Origin of the sequence: Lentzea sp. NBRC 102530, assembly GCF_030269365.1 — a bacterium.
Lineage (GTDB): Bacteria > Actinomycetota > Actinomycetes > Mycobacteriales > Pseudonocardiaceae > Lentzea.
On sequence record NZ_BSTF01000036.1, the window covers coordinates 1 to 12,525 of the forward strand.

The window sequence follows — 12,525 nt, forward strand, 5'->3', positions numbered from 1 at the left end:
ACACCCTGGCAGCGGTCCCCACCAGACCAGACGACAGATCTTCGGAAAGACACAAGGTCAGTCAAGCCACGAGTCAGACCAGCCCAGCGAGAACCACCACACACATCCTCACTGTCAAGCCCCGATCGCACCCCGCTCTTCGGCAGGACCCACGCGAGCGCCCTCGCAACGGAAGTCGAACTTGGGGACGCGACCAACCCCGCTGGAACTCAACGGCACCTACGCAACCGGCACCCCACAGGTGCTAAGACGCCTGCCTCTGCGTGGGCACCTTCAGCACGGCCGTGCCGCCGTCGAGGTCCACCGAACTCCGCGGCGGCGCCCCGTCCCCCTCCTCGTCCCGCAACTGCCGCTCCTCCTTGCGGAACTCGAGCTCCTCCCGCTTCCCCGCCTCGAACGTCGCGCCGAGCTCCCCGATCCCGGCGGTCGACAGCGGCGTCCCCTTCTTCCTGCCCCGCACGAACCTCTCGAACACGGCCAGGAAGAACAGCGCGGCCACCAACGCGGGCAACGACATCGCGAACAGGAACCCCAGGCTCATGTCCCGACAACTCCCCCGCCGGCGCTGTGGTTCCCGCCACTACCATTCGGCTGGTGCCCAAGTACGACGTGTGCCTCTCCTTCGCCGGCGAAGACCGCCCCTACGTCGACCAGGTGGCTCGCCACCTCACCGAACTGGGTGTTTCCCGCTTCTACGACACCGACGAGCAAGCCGATCTCTGGGGCAAGAACCTCGTCGAGCACCTGACCGAGATCTACCGCAACGACTCGCGGTTCTGCGTGATGTTCATTTCGGAGCACTACGCCCGCAAGATGTGGACCAAGCACGAACGGCAGGCAGCGTTCGACCGCGCGCTGGTGTCGGACACCGAGTACGTGCTGCCCGTGCGGTTCGACGACACGGAGATCCCCGCTCTGCGCACCGGCACCGGGTACCTGGACATCAGCAACCGCTCGCCGCGCGAGCTCGCCGAGATGATCGCGCAGAAGGTCGGCAAGGCCGCCACCGCGCCGCCGCCCGCGGGCTGGGAGTACCAGCTGTTCTCCGACACGGTCGCGATGCTCATGCGCAACCTCAAGGACAAGCGCGTCAGCCACGAGATGGGCACGGCGAAGCCGAAGCGCCTGATCACCGAGGACGTGGACGCGCTGGACACGTTCCGGGCGCGCAGCCGGTCGTTCGACGGCATCCTCAACACCGTCGAGGACCTGCTCGCCCCCGGCCGCGTGCAGATGGCGTTCGGGCCGCCAGGACGTCCCGGTGACCGCGACAAGATCAAGCACCTGGCGAACGCGTTCGTGGAGCAGTACGAGGGCCTGCTCGACTGGTCGGCCGAGTTGCGCGGCACCACGCCGCCGGACCGCTACGTCGCGCTCTACCAGGCCGCCGCCCGGCTCGCGGACCAGCCGCTGCAGCAGATCGAGCGGTTCGTCGAGGAGTTCGCGGCGGCCACCGACCGCGGCGCGGGCGACCTGCGGCTGCACCTGGAGTACGACGTGCGGCCCGTCGAGGCCGAGCTCCAAAAGGTCCAGACCACCTAGGCGAAGAGGACGTAGAGTCGGGGGCGTGACGATCCGCGCCGCGCTCTTCGACTTCTCCGGCACGCTGTTCCGGCTCGAACACCCCGAGCTGGAGTCCAACGGTGCCCTGATGCGTGCTCTCACCGCCCCGGTCGGCATCGCCGACGGCATGGACCCCGAACTGGCCGACGCCTGGCACCGCCGCGACCTCGACGCCGACGTGCACCGCTGGGTGCACGTGAAGGTCCTCGAGGACGCGCTGGTGCCCGACGCCGAGGCGTTCTACGACCAGTTGCTGCACCCCGAGTCGTGGGTGCCGTACCCGGACACCAAGGCGACGCTGGAACACCTCGAGGACGTCCCCGTCGCGGTCGTCAGCAACATCGGCTGGGACATCCGCACGGTGTTCGAGCTGCACGGCCTGACGCACCTCGTCGACGAGTTCGTGTTGTCGTACGAGGAAGGCGTCGTCAAGCCGGACCCGAAGATCTTCACCACGGCCTGCGAACGGCTGGGCGTCGATCCGCGCGATGCCGTGATGGTCGGCGACAGCCAGGAGGCGGACGGCGGAGCGGAAGCCATCGGTTGCTCCTTCCGGCTCGTCAACCCGGTTCCGACGAGTGACCGCCCGGACGCTCTTTTGGATGTGGCCCGTACCATTCCCGTGTGAGCCTCCACATCTACGACACGGCGAGCCGGTCCATGCGGGAGTTCCACCCGCAGGTCAACGGAACGGCGTCGATCTACGTGTGTGGGGCGACCGTGCAGGGCGTGCCGCACATCGGGCACGTCCGCAGCGGCCTCAACTTCGACGTCCTCCGCCGCTGGCTCGCCCGCGACGGGGCTGACGTCACGCTGGTCCGCAACGTCACCGACATCGACGACAAGATCCTCACCAAGGCCGCCGACCACGGCAGGCCCTGGTGGGAGTGGGCGTACACGCACGAGCGGGCGTTCGAGGACGCCTACGACGCGCTGGGCTGCCTGCCGCCGTCGTACGCGCCGCGCGCCACCGGCCACATCACGCAGATGGTCGAGCTGATGCAGCGCCTGATCGACAAGGGGCACGCGTACGACGTCGACGGTGACGTCTACTTCGACGTGCGCTCGTTCCCCGAGTACGGCGCGCTCTCCGGCCAGAAGCTCGACGCCGTCGAACAGGGCGAGACGGCGGTGCGCGGCAAGCGCGACCCGCGCGACTTCACGCTCTGGAAGGCCGCGAAGCCCGGTGAGCCGTCCTGGCCGACCCCGTGGGGCGACGGCAGGCCCGGCTGGCACCTGGAGTGCTCGGCGATGGCCACGGAGTACCTCGGCGGCACGTTCGACATCCACGGCGGCGGCCTCGACCTGATCTTCCCGCACCACGAGAACGAGCAGGCGCAGTCGCGGGCGGCCGGTGACGGCTTCGCGAACTACTGGATGCACAACTACTGGGTGACGCTGTCCGGCGAGAAGATGGCCAAGTCGCTCGGCAACACCGTGTCCATCCCGGCGATGCTCGAGAAGGTCCGCGCGCAGGAGCTGCGGTACTACCTCGTGTCCCCGCACTACCGCTCGCACATCGAGTACTCCGAGGAAGCGCTGAACGAGGCGGTGACGGCGTACGGCCGCGTCGAGTCGTTCCTGCGCCGTGCCGTGGAGAAGCTCGGCCCGATCGAACTCCGCGGTGACATGTGCCCGGACTTCGTGACCGCGATGGACAACGACCTGAACACGCCGCAGGCCGTGGCCGCACTGCACAACAAGGTGCGCCAGGGCAACACGGCACTCGCCGACGGTGACGACGACACGGCCCGCTCCGCGGCCGAGTGCGTCCGCCGGATGGCTGACATCCTCGGCGTCGACCCGTTGTCGCCGAAGTGGAACGACGCGTCGTCTGCCGACACCGGCATGCGGCAGGCGTTGACCACGCTGGTGGATCGGCTGCTCGCCGAACGCCAGGAAGCCCGCAAGAGCAGGGACTTCGCGCGTTCCGACGCGCTGAGGGACCAGCTCTCCGACGCGGGCATCGCCGTCGAGGACACCCCCGGCGGTCCGCAGTGGACTTTGAAGGACGACTGACTTCCGTGGCTGGCAACTCCAAGCGCAAGGGCGCGATGCGCAATCCGGGCTCGAAGAAGGGCGCGGTCACCGGCTCCGGCGGACAGAAGTCCAAGGGCCTGCAGGGCAAGGGCCCGACCCCGAAGGCGACCGACCGCCCGAACCACCCCGCGTACAAGCGCGCCAAGGTGGCGGCGAAGATCGACGCGGGCAAGACCCAGCGTCGTCAGAAGAGCGAGAAGGCGCAGGCAGAGACCGTGGCGGGCCGCAACCCCGTCGTGGAGTGCCTGCGCGCGGGCACGCCGGCGACGGCGCTGTACGTGGCGCTCGGCATCGACGCCGACGACCGCGTGCAGGAGGCCGTGCGCCTGGCCGCCGACCGGGGCATCTCCGTGCTGGAGGTCGCCCGCGGTGAGCTCGACCGGATCACCGGTGGCGCGATGCACCAGGGCCTCGGCCTGCAGGTGCCGCCGTTCGAGTACGCGACTCCGGACGAGCTGCTCGAGACCGCGCAGCGCTCCACCCGGCCACCGTTGCTGGTGGCCCTGGACGGCGTCACGGACCCGCGCAACCTCGGTGCGGTCATCCGTTCCGCGGCGGCGTTCGGCGCCCAGGGCGTCGTGCTGCCGCAGCGGCGCAGCGCGTCGATGACGGCCGTCGCCTGGCGCACCAGCGCGGGCACGGCGGCCAAGCTGCCGATCGCGATGGCCACCAACCTCACGCGCACGCTGCGTGACTGGGCGGAGGCCGGTCTCATGATCGTCGGCCTCGACGCGGACGGCGACGTGGACGTCGACGGCCTCGAACTCGCCACCGGACCGCTGGTCGTGGTGGTCGGTTCCGAGGGCCGCGGGCTCGGGCGTCTGGTCAAGGAGACGTGCGACCAGACCGTGTCGATCCCGATGACTCCGGGCGTCGAATCGCTCAACGCGTCGGTCGCCGCGGGTGTCGTGCTGGCCGAGGTGGCGCGTCGCCGCCGGATCGACGCCAAAGGCTGAGTTGTCTGACGTTATCGGCTGGTTTGTGACGCTAAGGGCGTCCATTGGCCGACGTTAGTGATCGTTTTCCTGCCCGCGAAACCGGTTTAGGTTCGCGGGCGGGAAAGTCGACATTTCACGCTTGCCAGAACCACGCTGCCGATCGCATGACAAACCGCGTGGCCTATTACGCGCCACTCCCGGGCGCGGGTACGGTCGTCTCGATCGCCATTAACGGGTCCTGCCGGTCAGGAGTCGGAGCCGGTTGCACCGGTTGGGCGAGCACGCGGCACCCGTTTGGCACCGGCTGACACATAGCGTGACCATTTGGGATCCAATCAGGCGAACCCGAGGTCAACTGTGAAGAAGATCAGCTCCGTGTTTCACTATTGTAACTACTTTAGGTAACTGCTCTGCTCCGTTTAGGTACACACTGTGGTAGGACAGACGTTGAACGGTCAGGCAGCTTCTACCGTGATTGTCGATAGGAATTGATTACCACCGGCGGGGGCGACGTGACTCGGCGTAGAGCGAATCGGGACGTGCCGATTCGCCGCGCGCGGGCAGCGGCCCCGCGAGGCACCGCATGACGACGCGCGGGGCCCTCCGCGAGCTCGTGGGTTTGCGCGAGTTCCGCGCGATGTGGATCGGCTCGACCGCATCGACCGCCGGCGACCAACTCGCGGCGGTCGCATTGTCACTGCTCGTATTCGAGCGAACACAATCCGCTGCCTGGACCGCGCTCACGTGGTCGTTGACGCTCTTCCCGCCACTGATTTCCGGCCCGTTGCTGGGCTGGGTCGCGGACCGGTTCCCGCGCCGCACGGTAATGGTGACGACGGCCTGGATGCAGGCCGTGCTGATGGGCGCGATGGCCATTCCCGGCATGCCGCTGTGGGCCATGATCGTGCTGCTCGTGGTGGTGCTGGCCATCTCCTCGCCGTACCTCGCGGCGCAGGAGGCGAGCCTGCCGCACGTGCTGCCGCAGAAGCGCTACGACGACGGTGTCGCGTTGTTCGGCACGTCCGTCGACATCGCGCAGATGGCCGGTCTGGCGGCGGCCGGCTTCCTGGTCGCCCACACGAGCCCGGGCCTCGCGCTCGCGATCAACGCGGGCACGTTCGTGTTGCTCGCGATCCTCGTGCAGACGTCGGTGCAGCACCGCCCGGCCGCAGACCCGCTGGGCCGCAAGAAGAAGGACGACGAAGAACCGCGCGGCGTGCTGACCCTGATGGTGTCGGAACCGCGCCTCAGGACGTTGCTGGGCGTCCGCCTGCTCGCGGGCCTCGCGATGGTCCCGGAAGGGCTCGCGGTCCCGCTGGCGGCGAGCCTGAACGCGGTCTGGGCGGTCGGCCTGATCCTCGCCATCGAGCCCGCGGCGAACGTGCTGGGCGTGGCGTTGCTCTTCCGCCTGGTCAGGGATCCGGCGAAGCGGGAGCGGCTCATCGGCCCGCTGGCGATCCTGTCGCTGGCGCCGTTGATCATGTTCGCATTCAACCCGAACCTGACCTGGACGATCGTTTTGCTGGTGATTGCCGGTATAGGCGGGGCTTATCACACACCCGCTCGTTCGGCGTGGATGCGCCTGCTACCGGACCAGTACCGCGGCAGGGCTTATGGCATTGGGCGCGCGGCGTTGCGTTCGAGCCAGGGCGGTGGAATGGCCCTGGCGGGTGTCGTCGCCCATTCGGTCGGATCGGTCACGGCCACGATCGCGGGAGCGGGCGGTATCGGACTGCTGCTGGCGACGCAGGCAACCTTCGCCTGGCGACGGGCGAGGGGTCGCGCCGACACGAAGGTGGTGGCAATCTGAAACAGAACGGTCACCAATAGCGATATCCGTCGTAGAGGCACCAGGATGATCCGGATGCGGCATTGAAGTCGGGTGGAGGAAGGGCAGCGCTAGAAGTCTCGGTTGCACATGGAAGGACACCTCCTCGTTGCGACGAGCGGCAGCGTGGTGGTCTACGACCTGGTCAGCGGCGGCTTAGCTCATGAAGTGCCATGAGCGTAGGGGGTCGTGGTGAAGAACAGTTTGACTGATCGCAGGCGATCGCGGGCACTCGGCTTGACTCCGATTCGCAACTGGGACCTTTGGACCGTTGCGCCTAGTGCGATCGCTTACTTTTTCGTGCTCGAAGCGGCCGTAGCCGTTGCCTCCATCTGGCTCCTGACGAAGCTCACGTCCGTTTCGACCGCCGACTGGCTCCGCTTCGGCGCGCTGATCGCCGCGATCACCATCCACCTCACGATCGTCCGCAGAGCCGAAGAGGCCCGCCGCAACGAGGCCTCCGGCCCCCACATAGACCTGACCTCGGTCTGGACGTTCGCCGCGGCCGTCGCACTCCCCGGCGGCCTGGCCGTCATAGCGACGATCTGGATGCGCATCCTGATCCAGCCGATAGCGCGCCGACAGCCGTACCGCTTCGTCTTCGGCACCGCCTCGATGCTCGCCTCAACGCTCCTCTCCTGGGCATTGGTGCACCTTTCGGGCGTTTCGCTCGCCGCGACCGGAAACGTGCCGACCGACCTGAGCCTGGTCCTGATTCTCGCGATAGCCGCGGTCCTCTACTGGTTCGTCCAGGTGATGACGGTCGCCGTGGCATTCAAAATCGTGACCCCGAACTCGAAGGTCCTCGACTTCCTCGGCTCCAAAGTCGACAACATGCTCGAAATGAGCACGCTCGGCGCGGGCGCGATGCTCGGCATGCTCATGACGACCCACTGGGTGGGCCCCCTGCTGCTCGCCGTCCCGGTGATCCTCGTCAACGCCCTGCTCTCGAAGGCGGGCGAACGCCGAGCACACCTGGAACGCCTGCTGCGCGAACAGGAGCAACTCCACCAGCGCCTGGCCGCCGACGCCCACACCGACTACCGCACGGGCCTGCTCAACACCAACGGCCTGGCCGAGTACGCGGGCCGCCTGGCCGAGCGCTGCCGCCTGGACGGCGAACCGATGACCGTCCTGGTCATCGACCTGGACCACTTCAAGCGCATCAACGACACCTGGGGCCACCCGGCGGGCAACGCCGTCCTGGCCGAGGTGGGCCGCATCCTGCGCGAGAAGCTCCGCCCCGGCGACGTGGCGGGCCGCGACGGCGGCGAGGAGTTCGTGGTGGCCCTGAAGGACACCCCGGTGGCCCAGGGCGTCACGATCGCCGAACGCATCCGCGAGGCCATCGGCTCCCTGGCCGTGCCCACGACCGACAAGCACCGCAACGTCGTGACGTTGTACGGCCGCGAGACCCAGCCCTCCGAGCCCGAGGGCGAGTCGCTGCGGGCGATCTCCGCCTCCATCGGCGTCGCGGTCATCCCGGACAACGGCCCGGACATGGCCACCGCACAGCACTCGGCGGACGCGGCCCTCTACAAGGCCAAGGAGAACGGCCGCAACCAGGTCCGCGTCGCGGGCCTGGACATCCCGCCGCGCCTGATGCCGGCGCCGCGCCAGGACGACGTGACGAAGCCGATCAGCTCACGCAGTGCGTGAACGGCGCGACGACACCAGCCGGCACACCAGGTAGATCACGAAGCTGATCGCCGTGACCAGCGCGCTCACCGGCAGCGCGGGCACGAGCGACAGCAGGATCCCACCGACCGCGGCGACCTCGGCGAACACCACGGACAGCACGGTCGCCCGCACCGGCGAGGCGGTGAGCCGCATGGCCGCGGCAGCAGGCGTGATCATCAGGGCCAGCACCAGCAGAGCCCCGACCACCTGCACGGACAGCGCGGTGGCCACCCCGACCAGCACCGCGAACACGATCGACAGCGTCCGCACCGGCACCCCGCGCGACACCGCGACATCAGGGTCCACCGAGGCGAAGAACAACGGCCGGTAGATGAACGCCAGCACCACCAGCACCACGACGGACGAGACGACCAGCAACTGGAGGTCGGTCGAGTCCACCCCGACGATCTGCCCGGTCAGCAGCCCGAACTTGTTACCGGCCCGCCCTTTGTAGAGCGCAAGCATCAAAATGCCCATGCCGAGCCCGAAAGCGAGGATCGCCCCGATCACCGAGTCGCGATCACTCTCCCGCCGGGACAACACCCCGAGCAGCACGGCGGCGATGATCGACCCGGCCAGAGCCCCATAACCAACGCCGATGCCGAGCAGCAAAGCCGCCGCGCCACCGGTGAACGCGAGTTCGCTGGTCCCGTGCACCGCAAAGGCCATCTTGCGGGTGACGACCAGAGGCCCCATCACCCCGGCGACCAGCCCCAGAACCGCGGCCGTGATCAACGCGGTCTGGACGAAGCCGAGCTCCAGCAACTCGAAGAACAAGCTCACGACGCGGCCTCCGCCGACAGGTGGTGCGTCTGCTCCTCGCAGGCGCCGGCGCCGACCACCAGGATCTGGTCGCGCACCCGCACGACCTCGACCGGCGTCCGGTACAGCTCGGACAACGTCCGGGAGTTCATGACCTCTTCGGGCGTCCCGATCCGGAACCGCCCGCCCACCAGGTACAGCACCCGGTCCACCAGCGGCAGGACCGGGTTCAGCTCGTGCGTCACGAAGAGCACAGCCGTGTCGGACTCACGCCGACGCTTGTCGATCAGTTCCGAGACCACCCGCTGGTTCGCCAGGTCCAGCGACAGCAACGGCTCGTCGCAGAGCATCACCGTCGGGTCGCCGACCAGGGCCTGGGCGACGCGCAGGCGTTGCTGCTCGCCGCCCGACAGGAGCCCGACGGGCGAGTCCGCGTACCTCGACCCGCCCACCGACTCGATGGCCGCGTCGACGCGGATGCGGCGTTCGCGGCGGCCTTTCCAGCCGAAGCCCCAGGAGTGGCCGTCCAGGCCCAGGCCGACGAGGTCGCGGCCGCGCAGGGTCATGGACTGGTCGAGCGCTCGCTGCTGCGGGATGTACCCGATGGCATGACTGCCGCCGGCCACGGAGACCGTGCCGGACGACAGCGGCTGGAGGCCCAGCAGCACGCGCATCAGGCTGGTCTTGCCGGAGCCGTTCGGGCCGAGCACGGCCAGGAACTCCCCCGGCTCGACGTCGAGGTCGAGGCCGTCCCACAGGACCCTGTCGCCGTAGGACAGCTTCGCTCCGCGCAGCGAGATGGCGCTCATGCCTTGAGCGCCTGCGCGAGCGCGTCCACCTGCTTGCTCATCCAGTCAAGGTAGCCGGTCACGCCTTCGGGCAGCGTCTCGGTCACGGCGACGACCGGCAGGCCCGCCGCCTTCGCCTTCTCGACCACGCTCTTCGTCACCTGGTTCTCGGTCTGGGTGTTCTCAACCAGCACGGTGACCTGCTTGCCCTCGACGAGCTGGTTCATCGACGCGAGCGCGGCGGCGGGCACGTCGGTCTCCTCCTCGATGGCCTCGCTGAACGCCTCGGGGGTCACGTCCTCCGCGCCGGACTCCTCGATCAGGTAGTGCGCGATCGGCTCGGTGACGGCGACCTTCTTGCCCTGGCCGACGCCCGCGATCTTCTTCTCCAGCTCCTCCAGCGAGGCCTTGAAGTCGGCCGCGTTCTTCTCGAACGTCGCCTTCTTGTCCGGCGCGAGGCCGCTGAGCTCGGTGGACGCGGCCTCGGCCACCGCCTCGACGGTGTGCAGGTCGTACCAGACGTGCTCGTTCGTGCTGTGGTCGTGGCCGTCGGCGTCGGGGGTGCCGGTGGACGGCTCGGCGTGGTTGTCGGCGAGCGGGAACGCCTCGATCTTCTTGGTGGTGTCGCTGGTGATCAGCTTCGCGAAGAAGTCGTCGTAGCCGCCGCCGTTGAAGATGACGAGCTTGGCGTCCTTGACCAGCGCGGCGTCCGCGGGCTTGCTCTCGTAGGAGTGCGGGTCGGCGCTCGGGTCGTCCAGCAGGGCCTTCACCTCGACGGCGTCGCCACCGACGGCCTTGACGACGCTGCCCCAGACGTTCGTCGAGGCGACGACCTGGATCTTGCCGTTGTCTGCGGACGGCGTGGACGTGCCACACGCGGCCAGGCTCACGACGGCGAGAGTGCCGACCAGAGCGTTGCGGAGAGTCATCACGCCGTCCCTCGATCAGGTAATGGAAACCGTTGTCGAGTTCATATTACGACACGAAAAAGCCCCCGGCGGTCACGCCGGGGGCTCGAACGTGTGACTCAGGACTCCAGGCGCTCGCCCGACTCGGGGTGGAACAGGTGGATCTCGCTGTGGTCGCGGACGGCCACCTTGACGTGCTGGCCGAGGGTCGGCGGCGTGCGGCCGTCGACGCGGACGACGAAGCGCTGCGACGAGTCACCGATCTTCACGGCGCCGTGCACGAGAGCGTCGGCACCGAGCTCCTCGACGAGCTCGACGGTCATCTCCATGCCCTCCTCGGTCGACGGCACGATGCCGAGCGCCTCGGGGCGGATGCCGAAGGTGACCTCGTCCAGGCCACCGGCGGCGGCGATCGCGTCACGCGACAGCGGCACGATGACGCCGTCGAGCTTCGCGCCCTCGGACGTGATCGGCACGGTCTTGAGGTTCATGGCCGGCGAGCCGATGAAGCCCGCGACGAACGCGTTGGCCGGGCGGTCGTACAGCGCGCGAGGCGTGTCGCACTGCTGCAGCAGGCCGTCCTTGAGCACGGCGACCCGGTGACCCATCGTCATGGCCTCGACCTGGTCGTGCGTGACGTAGATCGTGGTGGTGCCGAGGCGCTGCTGGAGGGCGGCGATGTTCGCACGCGTCTCGACGCGCAGCTTGGCGTCCAGGTTGGACAGCGGCTCGTCCATGAGGAACACGGAGGGCTCGCGCACGATGGCGCGACCCATCGCGACACGCTGACGCTGACCACCGGAGAGCGCCTTCGGCTTGCGCTCCAGGTACTTGGTGAGGTCGAGCATCTTGGCGGCCTCTTCGACCTTCGCCTTGATCTCGGCCTTCGACACACCGCGCAGCTTGAGCGCGAAGCCCATGTTCTCCGCGACGGTCATGTGCGGGTAGAGCGCGTACGACTGGAACACCATGGCGATGTCCCGGCCCTTGGGCGGCACGTTCGTGACGTCCTTGCCACCGATGTGGATGGCGCCCTCGTCGATGTCCTCGAGACCCGCGAGCATGCGCAGCGCCGTCGACTTGCCGGAACCGGACGGGCCGACCAGCACCAGGAACTCGCCGTCCGCAACCTCGAGCGAGAGCTCGTCGACCGCGCGGACCGGCGGGTTGCCGGAGAACACGCGGGACGCCTTGACGTAGGACACCTCTGCCATGTGACGCACCTTTCACCCTTGTCTGGACGCGACGTTAGGTGTTGCAAGCGCTTACGTGAACAGACGAAAGCGCTTACGTTTCGTTGAGAGCAAACGTAAGCGCTTACGTTCAGAGGCATGAACGAAACACCGCTCTCGGGCGGCTTCATCAACGAGGTCGTGCGGCTGGGGGACACGGTCCGGCGGCCGCTCGGCGCCCGCGCGGCGTTCGTCCACCGGCTGCTGCTCCACTTCGAACGGCACGGGTGGCGGGGTGCGCCGCGGTACCTCGGGGTGGACGGGAAGGGGCGGGAGGTGCTGGCGTTCCTCGACGGCCACGTCCCGGCGCGGTCCCAGGAGGGTCTGGCGCGGGTGGCCCGGCTCGTGCGGGAGTTCCACGACCTGACCGCCGGGACCGAACTGGCCGGGGGCCAGGAGGTGGTGTGCCACAACGACCTGTCGCCCAAGAACACGGTCTACCGCGACGACGTGCCGTTCGCGTTCATCGACTGGGACCTCGCCGCTCCCGGCCGACGCGTCCACGACGTGGCGCACGTGTGCTGGCAGTACCTGGACCTCGAAGATCCAACGGTTGTGGCGGAGGGACTCCGCACGATCTGCGACGCGTACGGGTTGGAGGACCGCAGTCAGCTCGTGGCGACGATCCTGTGGTGGCAGGACCGTTGCGCACACGGCATCGAGACCGATCCGGCGCTGGCCGGCCTGCGCGAATCAGGCGCCGCTCGCTCCGTTCGCGCCGCCCGGGCCTGGGTCACCGGACACCGGCCAGAACTGGAGGCGGCCCTCGAGCCGCCCCCAGCCTGA

At 68.5% G+C, this 12,525-nt stretch carries 12 protein-coding genes; 7 read left to right on the top strand and 5 right to left on the bottom strand.

All coding sequences use genetic code 11. The annotated features are described in order from the left end of the window. Nucleotides 1-244 precede the first annotated feature (244 nt). Nucleotides 245-541 (bottom strand): DUF6191 domain-containing protein, encoded by a 297-nt coding sequence (locus tag QSK25_RS44445; RefSeq protein WP_285647670.1) that lies wholly within the window; start codon nucleotides 539-541, stop codon nucleotides 245-247. 53 nt (nucleotides 542-594) lie between these two features. Here QSK25_RS44445 and QSK25_RS44450 point away from each other — a divergent pair, with 53 nt between their 5' ends. The 6 genes from QSK25_RS44450 to QSK25_RS44475 all read left to right on the top strand — a co-directional run bounded on the left by QSK25_RS44450 (nucleotide 595) and on the right by QSK25_RS44475 (nucleotide 8,028). After that, nucleotides 595-1,542 carry a toll/interleukin-1 receptor domain-containing protein gene (locus tag QSK25_RS44450; RefSeq protein WP_285647672.1) on the top strand — a complete coding sequence of 316 codons (948 nt, stop codon included), beginning with the start codon at nucleotides 595-597 and terminating at the stop codon, nucleotides 1,540-1,542. Between the two features lie 25 nt (nucleotides 1,543-1,567). Further along, a complete protein-coding gene (locus tag QSK25_RS44455; protein WP_285647674.1) occupies nucleotides 1,568-2,191 on the top strand; it encodes an HAD family hydrolase in 624 nt (207 codons plus the stop codon). Then, a complete protein-coding gene (cysS, locus tag QSK25_RS44460; RefSeq protein WP_285647677.1) occupies nucleotides 2,188-3,582 on the top strand; it encodes a cysteine--tRNA ligase in 1,395 nt (464 codons plus the stop codon). Before QSK25_RS44455 ends, cysS begins: the two co-directional genes overlap by 4 nt. 5 nt (nucleotides 3,583-3,587) lie before the next feature. Then, nucleotides 3,588-4,559, top strand: a complete 972-nt coding sequence (gene rlmB, locus QSK25_RS44465; RefSeq protein ID WP_285647680.1) for a 23S rRNA (guanosine(2251)-2'-O)-methyltransferase RlmB — start codon at nucleotides 3,588-3,590, stop codon at nucleotides 4,557-4,559. A 565-nt stretch (nucleotides 4,560-5,124) separates the two neighbouring features. After that, a complete protein-coding gene (locus QSK25_RS44470; protein WP_285647681.1) occupies nucleotides 5,125-6,351 on the top strand; it encodes an MFS transporter in 1,227 nt (408 codons plus the stop codon). 318 nt (nucleotides 6,352-6,669) lie between these two features. After that, nucleotides 6,670-8,028, top strand: a complete 1,359-nt coding sequence (locus QSK25_RS44475) for a GGDEF domain-containing protein (RefSeq protein WP_285647682.1) — start codon at nucleotides 6,670-6,672, stop codon at nucleotides 8,026-8,028. Here QSK25_RS44475 and QSK25_RS44480 read toward each other — a convergent pair. From QSK25_RS44480 to QSK25_RS44495, 4 genes are all read right to left on the bottom strand, one after another. Further along, nucleotides 8,014-8,832 (bottom strand): metal ABC transporter permease, encoded by an 819-nt coding sequence (locus tag QSK25_RS44480; protein WP_285647683.1) that lies wholly within the window; start codon nucleotides 8,830-8,832, stop codon nucleotides 8,014-8,016. The genes QSK25_RS44475 and QSK25_RS44480 overlap by 15 nt on opposite strands. Continuing rightward, nucleotides 8,829-9,620 carry a metal ABC transporter ATP-binding protein gene (locus tag QSK25_RS44485; protein ID WP_285647684.1) on the bottom strand — a complete coding sequence of 264 codons (792 nt, stop codon included), beginning with the start codon at nucleotides 9,618-9,620 and terminating at the stop codon, nucleotides 8,829-8,831. The genes QSK25_RS44480 and QSK25_RS44485 overlap by 4 nt, the downstream gene beginning before the upstream one ends. Then, on the bottom strand, nucleotides 9,617-10,528 hold the full coding sequence (locus tag QSK25_RS44490; protein ID WP_285647685.1) for a metal ABC transporter solute-binding protein, Zn/Mn family: 912 nt from the start codon (nucleotides 10,526-10,528) through the stop codon (nucleotides 9,617-9,619). The genes QSK25_RS44485 and QSK25_RS44490 overlap by 4 nt, the downstream gene beginning before the upstream one ends. 98 nt (nucleotides 10,529-10,626) lie before the next feature. Beyond that, a complete protein-coding gene (locus QSK25_RS44495) occupies nucleotides 10,627-11,721 on the bottom strand; it encodes an ABC transporter ATP-binding protein (RefSeq protein WP_285647687.1) in 1,095 nt (364 codons plus the stop codon). A 117-nt stretch (nucleotides 11,722-11,838) separates the two neighbouring features. Between QSK25_RS44495 and QSK25_RS44500 the strand changes: the two genes are divergently transcribed. Continuing rightward, on the top strand, nucleotides 11,839-12,525 hold the full coding sequence (locus QSK25_RS44500; RefSeq protein ID WP_285647689.1) for a phosphotransferase: 687 nt from the start codon (nucleotides 11,839-11,841) through the stop codon (nucleotides 12,523-12,525).